This is a genomic window from Pedobacter heparinus (genome assembly GCF_032678725.1).
Classification (GTDB): Bacteria; Bacteroidota; Bacteroidia; order Sphingobacteriales; family Sphingobacteriaceae; genus Pedobacter; species Pedobacter heparinus_A.
This window is the reverse complement of the sequence record NZ_JAVTSC010000002.1, coordinates 224,806-244,896: the sequence shown is the minus strand read 5'-3', so window position 1 is coordinate 244,896 and position 20,091 is coordinate 224,806. Positions and strand designations below refer to the sequence as shown.

21 protein-coding genes and 1 pseudogene are annotated in these 20,091 nt (G+C 41.6%); 14 read left to right on the top strand and 8 right to left on the bottom strand.

Annotation, left to right across the window (positions count from 1 at the left end; all coding sequences use genetic code 11):
- Window positions 1-12: 12 nt before the first annotated feature.
- Together ftsH and rsfS are read right to left on the bottom strand one after the other, a co-directional pair.
- Window positions 13-2,103: an ATP-dependent zinc metalloprotease FtsH gene (gene ftsH / locus R2Q85_RS04315; protein WP_316810515.1), complete on the bottom strand. Its 2,091-nt coding sequence runs from the start codon at window positions 2,101-2,103 to the stop codon at window positions 13-15.
- 24 nt (window positions 2,104-2,127) lie between these two features.
- Entirely contained in the window at window positions 2,128-2,502 is a 375-nt protein-coding gene (gene rsfS, locus R2Q85_RS04310) for a ribosome silencing factor (RefSeq protein WP_316810514.1), read from the bottom strand.
- An 83-nt stretch (window positions 2,503-2,585) separates the two neighbouring features.
- Here rsfS and R2Q85_RS04305 point away from each other — a divergent pair, with 83 nt between their 5' ends.
- Entirely contained in the window at window positions 2,586-3,320 is a 735-nt protein-coding gene (locus R2Q85_RS04305; RefSeq protein WP_316810513.1) for a biotin--[acetyl-CoA-carboxylase] ligase, read from the top strand.
- Window positions 3,321-3,377: 57 nt separating this feature from the next.
- Entirely contained in the window at window positions 3,378-4,361 is a 984-nt protein-coding gene (gene pfkA, locus R2Q85_RS04300) for a 6-phosphofructokinase (RefSeq protein ID WP_316810512.1), read from the top strand.
- Between the two features lie 27 nt (window positions 4,362-4,388).
- Here pfkA and R2Q85_RS04295 read toward each other — a convergent pair whose 3' ends face one another.
- The gene (locus R2Q85_RS04295) at window positions 4,389-4,712 is read right to left on the bottom strand and encodes a heavy metal-binding domain-containing protein (protein WP_316810511.1); all 324 of its coding nucleotides are present in this window, start codon (window positions 4,710-4,712) and stop codon (window positions 4,389-4,391) included.
- Window positions 4,713-4,894: 182 nt separating this feature from the next.
- On the opposite strand from R2Q85_RS04295, the pseudogene R2Q85_RS04290 reads away from it, so the two are divergent.
- The 8 genes and pseudogenes from R2Q85_RS04290 to R2Q85_RS04255 form a co-directional block, all read left to right on the top strand.
- A pseudogene (locus R2Q85_RS04290) lies at window positions 4,895-5,443 on the top strand (30S ribosomal protein S16); the annotation flags it as partial.
- 199 nt (window positions 5,444-5,642) lie between these two features.
- A complete protein-coding gene (rimM, locus tag R2Q85_RS04285; protein WP_316810510.1) occupies window positions 5,643-6,170 on the top strand; it encodes a ribosome maturation factor RimM in 528 nt (175 codons plus the stop codon).
- 15 nt (window positions 6,171-6,185) lie between these two features.
- Window positions 6,186-6,863 (top strand): tRNA (guanosine(37)-N1)-methyltransferase TrmD, encoded by a 678-nt coding sequence (gene trmD / locus R2Q85_RS04280; RefSeq protein ID WP_316810509.1) that lies wholly within the window; start codon window positions 6,186-6,188, stop codon window positions 6,861-6,863.
- A 220-nt stretch (window positions 6,864-7,083) separates the two neighbouring features.
- Window positions 7,084-7,386, top strand: coding sequence for a hypothetical protein (locus R2Q85_RS04275; protein WP_316810508.1), 303 nt, complete (start codon window positions 7,084-7,086; stop codon window positions 7,384-7,386).
- An 18-nt stretch (window positions 7,387-7,404) separates the two neighbouring features.
- Window positions 7,405-7,677 (top strand): hypothetical protein, encoded by a 273-nt coding sequence (locus R2Q85_RS04270; protein ID WP_316810507.1) that lies wholly within the window; start codon window positions 7,405-7,407, stop codon window positions 7,675-7,677.
- Window positions 7,678-7,822: 145 nt separating this feature from the next.
- Window positions 7,823-8,170 (top strand): 50S ribosomal protein L19, encoded by a 348-nt coding sequence (gene rplS / locus R2Q85_RS04265; RefSeq protein WP_008241658.1) that lies wholly within the window; start codon window positions 7,823-7,825, stop codon window positions 8,168-8,170.
- A gap of 92 nt (window positions 8,171-8,262) precedes the next feature.
- Entirely contained in the window at window positions 8,263-9,489 is a 1,227-nt protein-coding gene (locus R2Q85_RS04260; protein ID WP_316810506.1) for a Glu/Leu/Phe/Val dehydrogenase dimerization domain-containing protein, read from the top strand.
- Between the two features lie 5 nt (window positions 9,490-9,494).
- Entirely contained in the window at window positions 9,495-10,610 is a 1,116-nt protein-coding gene (locus tag R2Q85_RS04255; protein ID WP_316810505.1) for a mechanosensitive ion channel family protein, read from the top strand.
- A gap of 16 nt (window positions 10,611-10,626) precedes the next feature.
- Here R2Q85_RS04255 and R2Q85_RS04250 read toward each other — a convergent pair whose 3' ends face one another.
- The 3 genes from R2Q85_RS04250 to R2Q85_RS04240 are packed head-to-tail and all read right to left on the bottom strand — an operon-like array spanning window position 10,627 to window position 14,061.
- Window positions 10,627-11,286: a phosphatidylserine decarboxylase family protein gene (locus tag R2Q85_RS04250; RefSeq protein WP_316810504.1), complete on the bottom strand. Its 660-nt coding sequence runs from the start codon at window positions 11,284-11,286 to the stop codon at window positions 10,627-10,629.
- Window positions 11,287-11,330: 44 nt separating this feature from the next.
- Window positions 11,331-11,888, bottom strand: a complete 558-nt coding sequence (gene hpt / locus R2Q85_RS04245; protein WP_316810503.1) for a hypoxanthine phosphoribosyltransferase — start codon at window positions 11,886-11,888, stop codon at window positions 11,331-11,333.
- A 13-nt stretch (window positions 11,889-11,901) separates the two neighbouring features.
- On the bottom strand, window positions 11,902-14,061 hold the full coding sequence (locus tag R2Q85_RS04240) for a biosynthetic peptidoglycan transglycosylase (protein WP_316810502.1): 2,160 nt from the start codon (window positions 14,059-14,061) through the stop codon (window positions 11,902-11,904).
- A 119-nt stretch (window positions 14,062-14,180) separates the two neighbouring features.
- On the opposite strand from R2Q85_RS04240, the gene R2Q85_RS04235 reads away from it, so the two are divergent.
- Genes R2Q85_RS04235 through R2Q85_RS04225 form a run of 3 tightly spaced genes read left to right on the top strand, consistent with a single transcriptional unit; the run spans window position 14,181 to window position 16,268 of the window.
- Window positions 14,181-15,284 carry an Mrp/NBP35 family ATP-binding protein gene (locus R2Q85_RS04235; protein ID WP_316810724.1) on the top strand — a complete coding sequence of 368 codons (1,104 nt, stop codon included), beginning with the start codon at window positions 14,181-14,183 and terminating at the stop codon, window positions 15,282-15,284.
- A 41-nt stretch (window positions 15,285-15,325) separates the two neighbouring features.
- Complete coding sequence (locus R2Q85_RS04230) at window positions 15,326-15,571, top strand: NifU family protein (RefSeq protein ID WP_316810501.1); 246 nt, start codon at window positions 15,326-15,328, stop codon at window positions 15,569-15,571.
- Between the two features lie 55 nt (window positions 15,572-15,626).
- A complete protein-coding gene (locus R2Q85_RS04225; RefSeq protein ID WP_316810500.1) occupies window positions 15,627-16,268 on the top strand; it encodes a hypothetical protein in 642 nt (213 codons plus the stop codon).
- Here the strand turns inward: R2Q85_RS04225 and def are convergent.
- Window positions 16,265-16,825: a peptide deformylase gene (gene def / locus R2Q85_RS04220; protein ID WP_316810499.1), complete on the bottom strand. Its 561-nt coding sequence runs from the start codon at window positions 16,823-16,825 to the stop codon at window positions 16,265-16,267. The genes R2Q85_RS04225 and def overlap by 4 nt on opposite strands.
- Before the next feature lie 18 nt (window positions 16,826-16,843).
- Complete coding sequence (locus tag R2Q85_RS04215; protein WP_316810498.1) at window positions 16,844-18,073, bottom strand: pitrilysin family protein; 1,230 nt, start codon at window positions 18,071-18,073, stop codon at window positions 16,844-16,846.
- A 126-nt stretch (window positions 18,074-18,199) separates the two neighbouring features.
- Between R2Q85_RS04215 and htpG the strand changes: the two genes are divergently transcribed.
- Window positions 18,200-20,089 carry a molecular chaperone HtpG gene (gene htpG / locus R2Q85_RS04210; RefSeq protein WP_410478837.1) on the top strand — a complete coding sequence of 630 codons (1,890 nt, stop codon included), beginning with the start codon at window positions 18,200-18,202 and terminating at the stop codon, window positions 20,087-20,089.
- Window positions 20,090-20,091 lie beyond the last annotated feature (2 nt).

Here is a 20,091-nt window from a genome sequence, read left to right as displayed (position 1 = left end):
CATAAAATGTGATTAAGATTCTGTTTTAGCCGGATTTATAGGCGTTGAAGGATCTGTAGGCTGAGTAACACCATCGTGTACTAAGCCTTCTGCAGCTGGTTTCTGGTCACCGGTTCCATTTACAAATTCATCATAAGTGGTGCGGTTATCAAAAGGACGTTTGCCTAATATCTCTTCCAGATCTGCCTGGAACAGGATCTCTTTCTCTATTAATTTCTGGGCCAGTTTTTCAAGGCCGTCTCTTTTATCTGTTAACAGTGCTTTGGTTCTGGCGTAGACTTCAGAAATGAGGATACGGACTTCATTGTCGATCATTTCTGAAGTTTTTTCAGAATAAGGCTTGTTGAAATTGTATTCATTCTGCGGATCATGGAAAGACACATTACCAATGGTACTGTTCATACCATAAATCGTGACCATGGCGTAAGATAACTTGGTGATGCGCTCCAGGTCATTCTGTGCGCCGGTAGAGATCTTTCCGAAAACGATGTCTTCCGCTACACGACCGCCCATCGTCATGCACATGCCGTCTGTTAGCTGTTCCGTAGTATATAGAAACTGTTCTTTGGGCAGATACTGTGCATAACCCAGAGCGGCCACTCCACGAGGAACGATAGACACTTTAACCAGGGGATCAGCATGTTCAAGAAACCAACCAGCAATAGCGTGTCCGGCTTCATGATAGGCAACAATACGTTTTTCCTCAGGTGAGATGATCTTGTTTTTCTTCTCCAGACCACCAATAACACGGTCTATAGCATCCTGGAAATCCTGCATATCCACAAATTCTTTATTGCGTCGGGCAGCGATTAAAGCGGCCTCATTACAAACATTGGCTATCTCTGCGCCTGCAAATCCCGGGGTTTGTGCGGAAAGCTTTTTAGCATCCACGATTTCATCCGTTTTTATAGGCTTGAGGTGAACTTTGAAAATCTGTTCACGTCCAACCAGGTCTGGTTTATCAATAGAGATCTGTCTGTCAAAACGTCCTGGTCTCAGCAAAGCGGAGTCGAGAACGTCAGGGCGGTTGGTTGCGGCAAGAATGATGATGCCAGAATCTGTTCCGAAACCGTCCATTTCTACCAACAACTGATTGAGCGTATTTTCACGTTCATCATTTCCGCCCATCATGCTGTTTTTACCGCGGGCCCGCCCGATGGCGTCCACCTCATCTATAAAGATGATACATGGTGCCTTGTCTTTGGCCTGCTTAAATAAATCACGTACACGTGAGGCGCCAACTCCAACAAACATTTCTACGAAGTCTGATCCTGAAAGGGAGAAGAAAGGAACCTGGGCTTCACCTGCCACAGCTTTGGCCAACAGGGTTTTACCAGTTCCCGGTGAGCCAACCAATAAGGCCCCTTTTGGAATTTTACCTCCGAGATTGGTATATTTTTTAGGGTTTTTAAGGAAATCAACGATTTCCATTACTTCCTGTTTAGCTTCTTCAAGCCCGGCAACATCGTTGAAAGTAACATTTACCTGGCTTTCCTTATCGAAAAGGGTAGCTTTTGACTTTCCAATGTTAAAGATCTGGCCACCGCCACCTCCGGCACCTCCACCCATGCGGCGCATGATAAAGATCCAGAAGGCAATAAATAACAGTACAGGGAGGATAATGGTAAAGAACCAGGAATTGAAGGTGCTTTGCCGGGTCTGCTTCTCGGCAAGAACCTGCTGACCTTCAGGAATGTTCTTTTGAGATTCCTTCAGATCCGTATCCAGTCTGTCCATGGAACCGGCATTAAAATAAACGGTAGGGCCATCACTAGTGCTGAAATTGTTTCTGCTGAGGTATTGTTTATATTTCGGATCTTTTAGCCTGTCTTTTTTAATAAAGACCTCTACTTTAACTACGTCCTCATGTTTATAGGCGATCAGTTTTTCCACATCACCGGGTAAGAGCATCTGGGTTTCAAATGTACGGTAAGAGATGGTTTTTGTCGCGTCTGCGCTAAACAGAAACTGCAATAAAATAAGCCCTAAAATAATAGCAGCGTAAACCCAAAAAATGTTAAACTTTGAACCTTTTTGGGGTTTCTTGGGAATATTTGGAATTCTCTTTATCAATTTGGGCTTTGTATTTGGGTTCTCTTTCATTATAAAATCAAAATGTGTGAATGATTAAGCGCTTTGGTAAGAAGTAGACTGGGCATCGCCCCATAAGTCTTCAATCCCGTAAAATTCGCGCTTTTCAGTTTTAAATATGTGGACTACGACATCAAAATAATCAAGAATGATCCAGTCTGCATGCTCCAGGCCTTCCTTTCTCCATGGGTTAGTCTGGGTTTTCTTATAAATTTCTTCCTCTACACTATCGGCAATTGCTTTAACTTGTGTTGCGGAGTCGGCGTTGCAGATGATAAAGTAATCGGAAACAGAACTGTTGAGTTCTCTTAAGTCCAATCTTACGATGTCGTTTCCTTTTTTTTCCTGGATGCCATGTACAGCGATCTCTGAGAGGTATGTAGAAAGGTTTCCAATTTTCTTTTTTACCATTAAAATGTTTTAATTTTGATAAACAAATATACAATCAACACTTGCAAAATAACACTTTTTCAACATTATTTGTTGGTCAAAATTTGATCAGATTATCTGAGGTTGATTCTACCAATAACTTTTTGAAAGTTAAAGCGTCAAATTCCGAGCCATTACCCGAAGGGACTGTTATTATGGCAGATAATCAATTTGCGGGGAGGGGGCAACAAGAAAATACCTGGTATGCAGAACCCGGGCTGAACCTTACCTTCAGCATTTACCTGTGTCCTTCTTTTTTGATGGTAAGCGAACAATTCTTACTCAATATGGCCGTGAGTACGGCTGTTGGTGATGCTCTTGGGGCTTATCTGGGGGGCTTTCTGAAGGTAAAATGGCCAAACGACCTTTATTATCTGGATCAAAAAATCGGGGGTATTTTAATTGAAAATATCATAGCCGGAGCGAGTTACAAGGCCAGTATTATAGGTGTAGGAATTAATGTAAACCAGGTAAATTTTGATCCTGAACTGTTAAACAAGGCAACATCGATTAGTAAAATTTTACAGCGGGATGTTAATTTAATGGAATTATTGGCAATTATTTGTGAAAATATAGAGGCGGAATACCTCAAATTGAAAGCGGGGAATTCAAATAAGTTGCAATACAATTACATAAATAGCCTGTATAAATTTAATAAGCCGGCATTTTACCGTCATAATGGCGAGTGCTTTGAAGGAATTATTGTAGATGTGACCGAAAATGGTTTGTTGGTGATCCTATCTGAAGGGGTAAAAAGGGGCTATACTTTTAAAGAAGTAGAATTTTTAAATAACATTTAAAGATTATAGCTAATTTCACGGCCTTGTAGAAATTTGTTTAAAACGGCTGAAAACTAAATGAACAAGATTAAGAATATCGGAGTATTAACTTCCGGAGGCGACGCCCCGGGAATGAATGCTGCCATTAGGGCAGTTGTTAGAGCAGCAATTTATTATGATTTAGACGTTACGGGTATTTTGAGAGGTTACGAAGGTCTGGTTCATGGGGATTTTATCGAAATGAACAGGAAATCGGTGGCGAATATCATTCAACGTGGCGGAACCATTTTAAAAACGGCGCGCAGCGAAGCTTTCAAAACTAAAGAAGGGCGTGAACAGGCCCATGAACAGTTGAAAAAGCACAATATAGATGCTTTGATCGTGATCGGTGGTGATGGCACTTTTACCGGTGCAAATTTGTTTACCAATGAATTTAATTTTCCTGTTGTAGGATTACCAGGAACAATAGATAACGATCTGCAGGGTACAGATTTTACCATTGGTTACGACACCGCGATAAATACGGTTGTAAATGCCGTGGATAAGATCAGGGACACGGCCGAATCGCACGATCGTTTATTTATCGTAGAGGTTATGGGTCGTGACTCAGGGCTGATCGCCTTAAGAAGCGGAATAGGCGTGGGTGCTGAAGCGATTCTTATCCCGGAGGCAAATATGGGGGTAGATGGACTGATCACGAGGCTGGAAAACGGGCGTAAAGATAAAGCTTCAAAGATTGTGATTGTTGCGGAAGGTGATGAGGTAGGCGGAGCATTTAATGTTGGAGAGGCATTAAAGGAGAAATTCCCGAATTATGACATTCGGGTATCGGTACTGGGGCATATTCAGCGTGGGGGAAAACCAAGCTGTATGGACCGGGTTTTAGCCAGTCGTTTTGGTGTTGCCGCTGTTGAGGGTGTGCTGGCTGGTCAATCAGGTGTAATGGTAGGCCAGGTGAACAGGGAAATTGTTTTTACCCGGTTTGATCATGCAATTAAACATATAGACGCTCAGCAAGTCAGTCCGGCCTGGTTAAAGCTGGTGGAAATTTTATCCTTATAAAAAAAGGCCCTTTCTAAGGGCCTTTTTTTAATCTTCAATTATTACAGCGGTACCTGTTGCGGCAACCATGAGCATACTGCCCCCGCTACCAACAGTTTCATAATCCAGATCTACGCCAATAATTGCATTGGCACCCATTGCTGCTGCATATTGCTGCATTTCATTGACCGCAGTATTCTTCCCCTCTCTCAGTACCTGCTCGTAGGAACCCGACCTGCCACCTACAATATCGCGTATGCCTGCGAAAAGGTCTTTAAAAATGTTGGCGCCAATAATGGTTTCGCCGCTAACAAGGCCAATGTATTTCACTATTTTTTTGCCTTCTATGGTGTTGGTTGTTGTGACTAGCATAATTTTTTTTGATGGTTTGACGGGCATGCAAACAGGATGTTACAGGAACTGAAGTAATTTTTGCAGCAATTGTGAATTTAAAAATATTGCATCTTGTTAATCATTAGTATTTTACTTACTTTTGCAACCCCGCAAGCACGAAGCTCCGGGAACTATGTTGAATACATAAATTAAAAGAAGAAATGGCAACTAAAATCAGATTGCAAAGATTCGGTAAAAAAGGAAAACCTTTTTTCCATGTAGTGGTAGCGGATTCCCGTTCACCAAGAGACGGTAAATTTATTGAGCGTTTAGGTTCTTATAACCCAAATACCAATCCTGCTACCATCGACCTTAATTTTGATAAAACTTTAGACTGGGTAAACAAAGGTGCTGAGCCTACGGATACCTGTCGTGCTATCCTTTCTTACAAAGGTGTTTTGTACAAAAAACACTTGGAAGGTGGTGTTAAAAAAGGTGCTTTAACCGCAGAACAGGCAGAAACTAAATTTGCAGAGTGGTTGAGTGCTAAAGGTGAAAAAATTGAAGGCAAAAAAGACAGCTTAACTAAATCTAAAGATGAAGTTAAAAAAGCTGCTTTAGCTGCTGAAGCTAAGAAAAATGCTGATCGCGCTGCAGCTCTTGCAATTAAAAATGCACCTGTAGAAGAAGTGGCAGAAGAAGAAGAAGTTGCTGTTGAAGAAACTGCAGCTGTAGAAGAAGCTCCTGTAGCGGAAGTTGCAACTGAAGAGGCTCCTGCAGTTGAAGAAGAAGTAGCTGTAGTCGAAGAAACTCCGGCTGTGGAAGAGGCTCCTGTAGCTGAAGCTGCAACTGAAGAGACTCCTGCTGCTGAAGAAAGCAAAGAAGAAGAAGCATAATCTTTTAATTATGCTGTAAGATAGCGAAGCATTCATTTAAATGAATCTTCGCTATTTTTATTCATAGGTATTTATGAAACAGGAAGAAACATTTTATATAGGATACATTACTAAAACAAAAGGTTTAAAGGGCGAGGTTCAGTTGTTCTTTGAATATGATGCGCCAGACTTGCTGGAGCTGGATGTTGTTTTCGCAGCTATTAATGGAAAAATGGTGCCATTTTTTGTATCCTCCTATAAACTGCAGCAAAACAGTACGGGTAATTTTTATTTTGACGATATCGATCATATCGATAAGGCCCAGGCATTGGTAAAGAAAAAAATATACCTGCCCCTGGCAAAAATGCCCGACCGTTCTGAAGATGATTTTCATTACAATGACCTCAAGGGTTTTGTGGTTTCGGATGAGGTTGTGGGTGAGTTGGGAGAGGTCATTGAAGTAAATGAATATCCTCAGCAGTTTGTGGCTACGGTTTTATATAAAGGGATAGAAATCATGTTTCCTTTAAATGAGGATATGATTATCGAGATTGATGAGGAAGCGCAGACTTTGCTGGTCGATTTACCGGAAGGCCTGCTTGATATTTATCTGTCAAATTAGTTTTAACTTTGTCAAATGCGTTTCGACATTATATCCGTTTTACCAGATCTTTTGGAAAGTCCTTTTGCTCATTCTATTTTGCAGAGGGCCCAAAAAAAAGGCATTGCTGAAATTCTGGTACATAACCTGAGGGACTATGCCAGCAATAAGCAAAAGAGTGTTGATGATTACCCCTATGGCGGCGGCAGCGGCATGGTCATGTCCATAGAACCATTTGCTCGATGTATTGAGGCGCTGAAAGCTGAAAGGGACTACGATGAGATTATATTTATGAGCCCGGATGGGGTAACATTTAATCAGACCATTGCAAATGAGCTGTCGGGAAAAAGGAATATCATGATGCTCTGTGGCCATTATAAAGGGATTGATCAGCGGATCCGGGACCTTTATGTGACAAGGGAAATCTCGATTGGAGATTACGTGCTTTCAGGCGGAGAGCTGCCTGCTGCGGTGCTTGTTGATGCGATCATTAGATTAATCCCGGGGGTGTTGAATGACGAAACATCAGCCTTGTCTGATAGTTTTCAAGGGGAATTGCTGGATGCTCCTGTTTATACCAGGCCGGCAGACTGGCGAGGGCATAAGGTTCCGGAGGTTTTATTGAGTGGCCATGAAGCGAAGATCAATGAGTGGCGTCATGAACAGGCTTTAATCCGTACGCAATTGCGCAGGCCTGATCTCCTGGAAGATTAATTTTAGCATCAATGCTATTGTTGTAAAGATAATACGCATCTTTTTTACCGGGGATTCGACAAATTCTTTGTTTGACTAGATTTTCGTTTCTAAATAAAAAAATATTTTTGTTGGGTTGTGCTTATTTTTTAAGTAAATTTACACTAAAAAAATTATGATTGATCCGTTTTTTTTATGTTCGCATATAAGAAAACAATTAAACCTAACTAAATATTCATTTATGAGCGATAAAGCAAGAAAGTATAAGATCAATGATTGTTTATTGCGGTTACCCGTACCGCAGTACAGGGAGGCTGTAAAAATTATCCCTAAGATTTTGGGGATTTCGCTGAATACATTTCACAATTACAGAAATATTTTATTTGATGACAAGCAGGACATTCCTTACGAAAAAGTGATCTTATTTGAGAAATTATTTGAAATGAGGACGGGTGAGCTGATCAATGTAGAGGTGAAGTGCAAGCCTTTAAAAGTGCTGATGGGAAAGGAATTGCGCCAAAGCAGATTTGCCAAAAAGCGCTAAGCTAAATATTTATCAGATATGTACAAATATAAAATCAATGAGTATTTATACGGGCTGAATGTGGTGGAGTACTCTGCTGCAAGGAGGATTATCCCTCAGGAACTGGATATTTCGTTGAATACTTTTCATAATTACAGGAATATAAAGATTGATTCTGAAGCGGATATTCCTTACTGTATCATCAGAAAGCTGGAGGTCCTTTTTAAGATGAACAGAGGGGAGCTGGAAAACTTTAAAATAAAAGGCCCTGACCTGCAGACATTGATCCATAAAAAGAAAGTTAAGAAATGAGCTGGCAGTCAGATCAGGGCTTTGGTTTTGTGGAAATGTTAAAGAATGTGGAAAAAAATAAAAAACGTTTTTATTTATAAAATAAAATTCCTAATATTGCAGTCCGATTTTAAACAACAAAAAATCGGCTTAATAGCTTAAAATCATGGATTTAGTAAAATTTGTTGAAGAGCAGGTAATCGCAAAAAATGAGTTTCCTGCATTCAAATCAGGAGATACAGTGAGTGTTCACTATAAAATTCGCGAAGGTAATAAAGAACGTATTCAAATTTACCAGGGCGTAGTATTACAACGTAACAGCGTAGGCGCAAACGAAACGTTTACTGTTCGTAAAATGTCTAACGGTGTTGGTGTAGAGCGGATATTCCCTATTAACTCTCCAAACATTGCTAAAATTGAAGTAAACAGCCATGGTAAAGTTCGCAGAGCGAAACTATTTTATCTGCGCGAATTAACTGGTAAAGCGGCACGTATCAAATCTAAAAGAGTTTAGAAATTCTTTTAAAAAAATAGACAAACCTCCCCGAATATATCGGGGAGGTTTTTTTGTTTGTATATCTTTGCGGCAACTAACTTAATATCGTAATGAAAGAACTGTTAAAAAAATTCGAAGAGAAGCGGCCAGAGATCGTTTTTGAGTGGAAAGACAAAGAGTCTGAAGCTGAAGGATGGGTGGTGATCAATTCACTTCGCGGAGGAGCAGCAGGAGGGGGGACCAGGATGCGCAAAGGCCTGGATAAAAGAGAGGTAGAATCTTTGGCAAAAACAATGGAAGTGAAGTTTACGGTATCCGGCCCTCCAATAGGCGGGGCAAAGTCGGGCATAAATTTCGATCCGGCGGATCCAAGGAAGAAAGAAGTTTTAGAGCGCTGGTATAAGGCGGTGATGCCCTTGTTAAAAAACTATTATGGAACGGGGGGCGATTTAAATATTGATGAGATCCATGAAGTGATCCCTATTACGGAAAACTATGGTTTATGGCATCCTCAGGAAGGCGTAATCAGCGGGCATTATCAGGCGAGGGAAAATGAAAGAATCCACCAGATCGGACAATTGCGCTACGGGGTCTCTAAAGTGCTGGAAGATTTAAATTATACGCCGGATTTCAAAAGAAAATACAAAGTTGCAGACATGATCACTGGTTATGGCGTAGCAGAATCTATCAGACATTTTTATAGCATCTGGGGCGGATCGTTAGCCGGCAAGACTGCGATTATCCAGGGCTGGGGCAATGTGGCCGCAGCGGCAGGATACTACCTGGCGCAAAATGGTGTGAAAATTGTTGGCATTATCGACCGCGTTGGTGGGTTAATCAATAAACAAGGTTTTACAGTGGAAGAAATTGTTAATTTATTCAACAACAGGGCCGGAAATACATTGGTCTCATCAGCGTTAATCCCATTTGAAGAGGCCAGTACGCAGATCTGGAATATCGGAGCAGAGATATTTGTTCCGGCAGCGGCTTCCAGGCTTGTTCAGCAAGCTGAAGTGGATCAGTTGATCTGCGGAGGGCTTGAGGTAATTGCCTGTGGTGCAAACGTTCCTTTTGCGGATAAGGAGATTTTCTTTGGAAGCATTATGGAACACGCTGATAACCATGTTGCCGTAATCCCTGATTTTATTTCAAATTGCGGTATGGCGAGAGTTTTTGCTTACCTGATGCAGAGAAACGTGGAAATGAGTGACGACGCTATCTTTACAGATGCATCTCAGGTAATATATCATGCGATGAAGGCGGTACATGAAGAATCGGCGGGGAGAAAGAAGCTTTCAAAAACGGCATTTGAAATAGCGCTTAAACAATTAGTATAATAATTATGATGGACTATCAATTTTTTGAACAGGTTTTTTGGGGAAATACAGTTAAGCAATACTGCATTTTTGTGATTGTTATTTTACTTGGATTGCTGTTTAAAAGATTGGTATCCAGGTTGTTTAGTCTTGCTCTTTTTAAAATTTTCAGCAAATTTGCAGAAGAGGTTAAAGGAGAAACCTTTGTTGCTTTGTTAGTAAAGCCGATAGAGTCGTTCATTACGTTCTGTACCATATACCTGGCAGTTAATAATTTAAATCATCCACTTAACCTGGTGCTCTGGCATAGATCTAAAACAAAGATTGGGGTTACCATCGGCGATTGCCTGGACAAAATTTTTCTTTTTCTGATCATTCTCTCCATATTCTGGATCATTTTAAGGATCATTGATTTTATCGCATTTGTGTTGAAGCAAAAGGCAAGCATAACCAATAACAGGGCCGACGACCAGCTGGTTCCGTTTTTAAAGGAGCTCACCAAGACGCTCATTTGTTTTCTGGGTTTTTTTGTCCTGCTGGGCTTTGTTTTCGAAATCAATGTGCTTACGCTGATCACAGGATTAGGGATTGGCGGTATAGCGATTGCGCTGGCGGCGAAAGAAAGTCTGGAAAACCTGATTGGCTCGTTTACGATATTCCTGGACAAGCCCTTTACGGTTGGCGATGTGGTAAAAGTTGATGGTATTGAAGGTACAATTGAAAAAGTGGGTTTTAGAAGTACCTGGCTCATTAGCCCGGACAAAACAACAATTGTAATTCCAAACAGGGCTATGATAGATGGAGTGCTCGAAAATGTGACTTTGAGAAATTACAGAAGGGTTAATTTTTTTATTGGAATTGTATATGAGACAGCCGCGGAAGATATCAGGCAGATCCTATCAGCTATCGCTGATTTTCTGAATGCCCATCCCGATACCAAGGATGGCTATGCTACATTTGATAATTTTGGCGACTCTGCTTTAAATATCCAGGTCGTATACCTGGTGATCAATATGGAGCATAGTAAATACGTTAAGGTAAAGGAGGAGATCAATTTTAAATTGATGGAAATCGTAAAAGAATACCGGTCTGACTTTGCTTATCCGACACAGCGTTCCATCACAGATAAAACAGCAGAATAAATTTTATAGATAACGGTTACGACAGCTCAGCCAATACGGTTATCCCGCCTTTTACGACCTGATTCAGTTCGAGGTTAATCTTGGTATCCAAAGGCAGGAATACATCAACCCTGGAGCCAAATTTAATAAACCCGAACTCTTTATTTTGGATTACCGGATCCCCTTCCTTAACATACCATACAATTCTTCTGGCCAATGCACCAGCAATTTGTCTGAACAATATCGGAGTGCCGTTTTGATGTTCTACTACAACAGTAGTCCTTTCATTTTCTGTAGATGATTTAGGGTTCCAGGCAGCCAGGTATTTACCGGGATGGTATTTAAAGAATTTAACCACACCAGAAATGGGGTTTCTGTTGATGTGCACATTTACCGGGGACATAAATATGGAAACCTGCAATCTTTTATCTTTAAAATATTCTCCTTCGGTGGTTTCTTCTATCACGACAACTTTTCCGTCTGCAGGACAGATCACCAGATTGTCCCCGGTCTTAAATGACCTTGATGGATTTCTAAAGAACTGGAGTACCGTTACGAATAGTAAAAAAGAGAAAAGATAAATAAACCACCTTAACCAGGTGATATCTGCATATTTATAATCGATAAATGCATTCAGGATGAATATAAAAAGAACAGATAATGCGATGGTGGTGTAACCTTCTTTATGTATGGTCATTGATTTGATATATTTTTTACAAAATTGGGAAAAATATATTACATTCAAGGTAAATCAGCCGGAACAGTTTTTTCCCTGTAAATTGCTTTCAGGTTTCTGCCAAGGCCATCGTAATCCAGGCCATACCCCACCACAAAGTCATTTGCAATCTCAAAACCTACATATTCGAGTTCGGCGATTTCTGTTTTTAAAGCCGCTGGCTTGAACAATAACGAGCAAACTTTAACAGAAGCAGGTGTTTGTTTGTGTACTTCTTTCAGGATGTAGTCCAGGGTGAAACCCGTATCTACAATGTCCTCCACGATGATGACATCCCGGTTGTGCAGGTCTTCGGGCAAACCAAATGCCTGGTTGATCTTTCCGCTGCTTTCGGCTCCTGCGTAAGAGGAAATGCGGATGAACCCAACTTCGCAAGGAACTTCTATTTCCCTTAGCAGATCGGCCATAAAGAGAAAACTGCCGTTGAGTACCCCAATAAATATAGGGCAGCGCTTTTCGTAATCGACATTTAACTGGATACCAATTAAACGGATACGTTTGCTGATGTTGTCACTGTCCAAAAGGAGTTCAAACTCTTTATCGGCGATTTGAATTTTATTCATGTTTTGGTTTTGGTTAAAGCTGGCCTGCTTTCTCTTTTTCCTTTTCCTTCCGGCGTTGTTCCCTGCGCTCCTGTCTGAGTTCTTTTTTTGTTTTTTGCGCGCTATCTATTTTTATGGGTTGAATGGCCGTTGTATCTTTTTTAGAGCGTCCAAATAAGCGGTCAAATAAGTTTTTTGAAGCATCCTGTGTCTCAATGGCCGGTAGCGGGTCATCATTATCAAAAGCATTGGTGTCAATTTTTGCAGAATCAGGCAGCAGGTATTGCCTTAAGCCCTCCCGTAAACGCACATTGTAAAAACCATATCCGCTGGTATCTCCCGGAGTGAGCCCTCTTCTGGCCATGATGTTTCCGATGTATTTAAAATAAGGATAAAGGTAATCTTTCAGTCCGCCATCACCTCTGAACTTATACAGTGCAATTTTGGGGCGCGGAACAATATTGGCCAGGAAGATGCCTTCTCCGATGTTCAGGTCGGAAGGTTTTTTACCGAAATAGTATCGTGTTGCTTCTCCTATCCCGTAGATGTTCTGTCCCATTTCAATGATGTTGAAATATACTTCAAGCATCCGGTTCTTGCTGATGAGGTGATTGTTTTCTATCAGCCAGACAATCAGGATCTCTTCTGCTTTTCTTGCAAGCGTTTTTTGCCGGCTAAGGAAAACATTTTTAACCAGCTGCATGGATATGGTACTTCCCCCCCTGACAAATTTTTTTTCTTTGAAATTTACTGCAAATGATTTGCGGATAGACTCCTGAACAAAACCCCTGTGCGTAAAAAAAGAAGGATCCTCAGAGGTTAAAATCGCATTCTTAAAGTTGCTCGAAACCTCGGATAAGGGGGTGAAATTTGAATTGGAGGGACCAATCAGAATGTCACGCATCGGCTTGCCCCGTTCATAAGGCGTATACACAAAATCTTTGTTGATCTTTTGCAGATTTGTTTTGCCCCATTTCAGGATCTTAAAATGAATCGGTGTCAGCGCGGAATTAAATTTAACACTGTCCGGCACAGCGCTGTCCAGGTAAAAATTAAGGTCGTACTGTACTTTTCCACTTACCTGCATGCCCTCCAGCGATTCAAAGAGCCCTTTTGGAAAGGCACTCAAGACCTCCTGTGCGTCCTGTTCAGGCGCGTGCAGCTTAAGTTCATAAATTTTATTTGGTGAGAGGGTATATTTTAAATAGGGATGGATGGCCGCTTTTTTCAGGAATATGGTGGATGAGCTGTCGAGCGCCACGAAGTTTTTTCCGATCAGCATCTCTGCATCAATCTTTGCATCGGGAACAATGATGTCGTTGGCCGCGATCTTGGGATGGTTGATGAGCAGGTTCTTTACGGACCAGGAACCGGATATTCTAAAATCATCACCACTATAATCCGCGTTCTTCATTTCCGTTCTGACCGTGTCAAAACTAAATCTGGCCTGCAGTTTTCGCTCCAGGTAAGGTAGCTCAACTTTTTTGTTGTCGGCATAAAGCATGATGTCAAGTTGTTTCCGGCCCGGCCTTACTTTTCCATTGATGTGCCAGGTTGCTTCATTTCCATTTACTAAAATGGTCGAACTGAGGTCGCCGTCATCTATGGTTGCGGTTGTGGTCAGGAAGCTCAACTTAGCGGTATCGTTATCATTTACATTCAGTAAAAAATTTTTGACCTCCATGTTGTCGGGAATCTTGTACAACACCTGGTTCAACAGGTTGTGTGCCAGGTTGCCAAGGTCAACCTTTGACTTCTTTTCTGTACTGTCTTTCTTTTTACGTTTCAGGAAAAAATCAAGATTGCTTAATGAATCCCTGAATACAATATTGAATTTTCCACTGTTTAAGTTGATCTCCGAAAGCTTTACATCTCCAAAAATTAAAGGAAAAAGCTTCACGCCGATGGTCATATCGCTGATGGTGCTTAGGGTGTCACGGTCTTTTGGCACAATGGAAAGATTTTGCATATGGACGGTATTGAGCCCGTTAAAGCCATATTCCCCGATTTTAACCTCCAGCCCATAGTCTTTATCGGCCTTCGCAATTGCTTTGGCCATCATTTTTTCCAGTAAAGCCTCCCGTTTGTTATAAGCAATCGTGCCACCAATGACCAGCAGGAGCAGAAAAATCCCCAATACCCATGCTCCGATCTTTATGTACTTTTTAGGAATGTTAATTTTTGGAAGATGCATGTTATAAAACAGGTATTAATGCTAAACGTTAAACTCAAATGTTTATTTCGTGTTAAAATTACAATAAAAAGGGGCATTTAAAATTAATTGTGGCGGTCTTTTGTTAAATTTGACTAATGATGATTAGCCAAGAACAAGTTCTAGCCGCTTTGAGGAATGTTGAAGACCCGGATCTTAAGAAAGACCTGGTGACTTTAAACATGATCAAGGACTTAAAAATAGAAGATAAACAAATACGTTTTACCTTAGAATTGACCACTCCTGCCTGTCCGATGAAGGACATGCTGAAAAATGCATGTTTGAATGCCATCAAACATTTTGTGAGCCAGGAGGCTGAAATAGAAATTAACATTACTTCCAGGGTAACAAAGCCAATGGATACTACCCAGCTGAAAGCCATCAGGAACATTGTGCTGGTGTCTTCCGGAAAAGGGGGCGTAGGAAAATCAACGGTTGCCAGTAACCTGGCGATTGCCTTAGGGGCCGATGGCGCAAAAGTAGGCCTGATTGACGCCGATATTTATGGCCCATCAGTACCAACCATGTTTGATCTTGTAGGGGCAAAACCAAGTGCAAGGGAAACCGAAGAAGGGAAAACCTTGATTATGCCCATTGAAAAATATGGCATAAAATTGTTGTCCCTCGGTTTTTTTGCAGATCCTGATCAGCCAGTGCCATGGCGCGGACCAATGGCCTCCAATGCGGTGAAACAGCTTTTTAATGATGCCGATTGGGGAGAGCTGGACTATCTCATTGTAGATCTTCCGCCTGGAACAGGCGACATCCATATCACCATTACCCAAAGTTTTCCAATTGCCGGTGCTGTAATTGTAACAACACCACAACAGGTAGCCCTGGCCGACACGAGAAAAGGACTGGCCATGTTCAGAATGCCGGGCATAAATATCCCCGTGCTTGGTGTAATCGAGAATATGGCTTATTTTACGCCACAAGAGCTTCCTGAAAACAAATATTACATTTTTGGCAAGGATGGGGGAAAAGCGCTCGCGAAATCATTTGATGTCCCTTTCCTTGGAGAAATTCCGATTGTACAAAGCATTACCGAAGGCGGGGATAGCGGTGTTCCTATAGCATTAGACCCCGACAATAGTATTGCGCAGTCTTTTGCAGAAATTGCAGGCAAAGTAGCCCAGCAAATCGCCATAAATAATGCCAGAACTGCGGGTAATGTTTCCTCTGGGCTTGAAATAGATGCGAAATGAGGAAAAATTTTACTATTTTTATATTTTAATAATTTACCAAAATGAATTTAACAGAACAAGTAGAGCAGGCATTAGAAACAATCAGACCCTATTTAATAGCAGATGGTGGTGATGTTGCCATAGAAGAGATTACGCCGGAAAATGTAGTTAGATTAAAATTATTAGGTAACTGTGGCTCCTGTAAAATGAGCTTTATGACGATGAAAGCAGGCATTGAGCAGGCAATTATGAAATCAGTACCGCAAATTACTGCTGTTGAGGCCATAAATCTTGCTGAGCCGGTATAAGATGATTTAACACAATTTAACTAGCCGTTTTAATTGTAACCGCTATTTTTGTAATATGAAGTATGCCCTGACCATTTTATTGTTTCTTATCGTTTCTTCCGGATTTGCACAGCAAAATACGGTCGGGAAACCATTGATCCAATTTACGGGTATCATTACGGATGTGGATAGCAATACTGTGGTCCCTTATGTTACCGTTACGAACCTGACGAATAAAGGCCAACGGCATGCGGCCAATTATAAGGGGTACTTTTCTTTTATTGCCCATCCTGGTGATACGCTGTTGTATACTGCAATTGGGTACAAAGATTTGTTGCTGGCCATTCCTTCACAGGTTAATGACAGTAAATATACTGCTATGATCAAAATGAAGGCGGAGATTGTAAACCTGCCAACTGTCCGGGTCTATCCATGGGCTACTGTGGAAGAGTTTACAAGAGATTTCATGTCCATGAAAATTGCGGATGACGACTACGTAATCGCTGCCAGAAACCTTTCTCAGGAAAGTCTCAGCGGATTAATCCAGACCTTACCCAGGGATGGTGGCGAGATCCAGAGCATCAACAACAGGTTGAGCCATGACCGGGCACTGAACAAAAATATGGTTCAGACCAACCCGCTCCTAAACCCTTTTGCCTGGGGTAAGCTAATGCAGTCTATTTTTAAGGGCGATAAGATCAGGAGCGAAAGCAACTAACGTTTTTTGCTTTGTTTGGGAAAGCGCATTTTATAATCTGCCTTTACGTTTCCTTTAGAAATGGCATCCAGCTTGCTTTTCAACATGGTTTTGCGCAGCAGGCTTAACGTATCTGTAAACAACTTGCCCTCTATGTGGTCATATTCATGCTGTATTACCCTTGCCGGCATTCCGGTTACCTCTTCTTCCTGCAGTTCCCAGTTTTCATCATAGTACTTAATGCGGATATTCGGTTTACGCATCACATCTTCCCTGACATCAGGAATACTCAGGCAGCCTTCATTAAAAGCCCAGGGTTCACCTGTTTCTTCCAGGATCTCTGCATTAATGAATACCTTTTTAAACTTATTTTTATCCCCCTCATCGGCGCCGGTATCTACAATGAACAACCGAATGGGAAGGCCTACCTGTGGTGCCGCCAGCCCAACGCCATGCGCATTGTACATGGTCTCGAACATGTTGCTGATCAGTTGTTTCAGATCCGGGTAATGCGCATCAATAGGTGTACACACTTTTTTAAGAACCGGATCGCCGTAGGCTATAATGGGTAACTTCATGCTGCAAAAATACAAATATTACCCTAAAGGATAAAAAGTTAGCGAAGTAAGATTACTTTCATCTAATATTTCATGGGTAATATTGGCCATATCGGCCCTGCTAACGTCCTGTATTTTTCTGAAAACCGTTTCCAGGTCGTCTATTTTATCATAGTCGATCAGGCTTTTGGCCATAGAAATGATCAGCCCGATGCGGTTTTCTTCGCCCAGGGCAATTTGTCCGATGAACTTGTTTTTTGACTTTTGAAGCTGTACCTCTGTTAGTGGATTGTCTTTCAGTTTTTTAAATTCTTTAAAAATGAGTGACCAGGCCTTGTTCACCTTTTCTTTATCTGTTCCAAAATACAAGGTAAAGATACCGGTATCACTTAAAGGGCTGTAACCCGTTTCAATGGTATAGGCGATGCCATATTTTTCCCTGATCTGCAGGTTCAGGATAGAGCTCATCCCTGTTCCACCCAGCAGATTATTTAACAATAACAAGCCGGTTTTGTAAGGGTGGTGCAAAGAATAAGCGGGTACGCCGAGCATGACGTGTGCCTGCTGAATGGGCTTATTAAAGGTTTTTTTAACTGCAATTGTTTTCTGGGGGGCTGTTCTGGTCTTGCTATACAGGTTCGCCGGAATCTCCGAGTAATATTTACTGCCGGTTTTAACAACTTTGCTTAAGGGATAGTTTCCCAGCACAGCAATTACCATTTTGTCTGTATGGTAATTGGCAGCAATAAATTGCTCAATGTCTTTCTTGCTCAGCTTGCTGACGCTTTCTGCAGTACCTAAAATATTCCGGCCCAATGGATGACCGGTAAAAACAAGGTCTTCAAAGTCGTCATATATGGCCTCTTCAGGCTGGTCCAGATAAGAAGCGATTTCATCCAGGACCACGCTTTTTTCCTTCTCCATTTCCTCTTCAGGAAAAGTAGAATGAAAAACGATATCGTTAAAAAGCTCCAGTGTTCTGTCTAAATATGGATTCAGAAAAGAGGCATGGATACAAGTGTATTCTTTGGTGGTGTAAGCGTTCAGGTCTGCGCCTACACTTTCCAGCCTGTTTAGGATCTGGTTGGTGCTGCGTTTTTCCGTGCGCTTGAAGATCAGGTGTTCAATAAAATGTGCGAGCCCTGATTTCGTTTCTTTTTCGTCTCTTGACCCACTGTTGATGATGATACAGGCATGTGATATGGCCGAGGCTGCGGGCACATGAAGTAAGCGGATGCCATTTGGCAAAGTATGAACGTTATATTCCATTAAGGGGCAAAGGTACGGAGAAATATATCATGGCATTATAATTTTATTGAACTGTCAATTTGACAACAATGCCAGTTTGGAATAGGCATTGATAGCAGTGTTATGTACTTAAAAATGAGTTAACATATGAGCATAGAAGAAAAAGGAAGCATATCCATTCACACGGAGAACATTTTCCCGATCATCAAGAAATTCCTGTATTCAGACAACGAGATCTTTTTAAGAGAACTGGTTTCCAATGCCGTTGATGCGGTACAAAAAATTAAACGCCTCGCAGCACTTGGACAATACAACGGGGAGCTGGGCAGCCCGCTGGTTGAAGTTGCAGTAGACGAAGAAAAAAAGACCATTACCATTACCGATAATGGCTTGGGAATGACTGCCGAAGAGATCAAAAAATACATCAACCAGGTGGCCTTTTCAGGTGCCAGTGAGTTTGTGGAGAAGTTTAAAGATGCCAAAGATGCGAACGAGATCATTGGTAAATTTGGTTTGGGCTTCTATTCGGCCTTTATGGTTGCGGATCTGGTAGAGATCCAGACACTTTCTTACCAGGAAGGTGCTGAAGCTGCACGTTGGGTATGTGATGGCAGTACTGAATTTGAAATTACAGCAGGCAACAGAACCACAAGGGGTACTGAGATCATTCTGCACATCAATGCAGAGTCGGAAGAGTTTTTAAGTAAACACAAACTGGAAGAAATTCTGGATAAATATGGCAAGTTTTTGCCTGTTCCGATTAAGTTTGGCACAAAAACGGTACAGGAGCCAGACGGCGAAGATGAAGAAGGAAAAGCAAAAACGAAAAGTGTTGAGGTAGATAACATCATCAATACGACCAATCCGATCTGGACCAAGGCACCTGCAGATTTGTCAGACGAAGACTATCTGGACTTTTATAAACAATTGTATCCTTTTTCGGAAGATCCTTTGTTCTGGATCCACCTGAATGTAGATTACCCTTTTAACTTAACAGGTGTATTGTATTTCCCTAAGGTGAAGAATGATTTTGACATGCAACGCAATAAGATCAAGTTGTTCTCCCGCCAGGTGTTCATCACGGATGAGGTAAAAGATATTGTTCCTGAATTTTTAATGTTGCTGCATGGAGTGATTGATTCTCCGGATATTCCTTTAAACGTTTCCAGGAGCTTTTTACAGGCCGATAGCAACGTGAAGAAGATCAACAGCTACATTACCAAGAAAGTGGCAGATAAGCTACAGGAGTTGTTCAATAAAGACCGTAAAGGTTATGAAGAGAAGTGGGGGGATATCGGCCTGTTCGTAAAATACGGAATGGTGAGCGAAGAGAAATTCTATGAAAAAGCTAAGGATTTCGCCTTGCTGACCAATACAAAACAGGAAAGCTATACTTTAGAAGAGTACAGGGATAAGGTAAAAGACGCCCAGACCGATAAAAACGGGCAACTGGTTTACATCTACGCGAACGATCCGGCCAAGCAGGATAGTTTTATCCAGTCGGCCAATAAAAAGGAATACGACGTATTGCTGATGAATTCTCCGATTGACAATCATTTTGTACAGCACCTGGAGCAGAAACTGGAAAAAACATCGTTAAAACGGGTGGATTCGAGTGTAGCGAGTAAGCTGATCGAGAAGGACGACCATGTGGAGTCGGTATTGACAGAAGAGCAGAGTAAAAAGGTTGCGGAGATATTTGACAAAGCCATTAACAAACCAGGTTATCATGTGGAAATCGTAGGTTTAAACCCTGATGAGTTGCCAGTAACAGTAACCATGGATGAGTTTATGCGCCGTATGAAGGATATGGCCGCTATGGGTGGCGGAATGGGCTTTTATGGCAATATGCCTGATAGCTATAAAGTGGCGATCAATGGTAACCATAAGCTGATTGGAAAGATTATTTCTGCCAAGGACGAAGAGGAGCAGGGCTTGCTGGCCAAACAGGCTGTAGATCTTGCTTTATTGGCTCAGGGAATGTTGACGGGAGCGGAATTGACAGCTTTTGTAAGCAGGAGTGTAGAATTGATATAGTT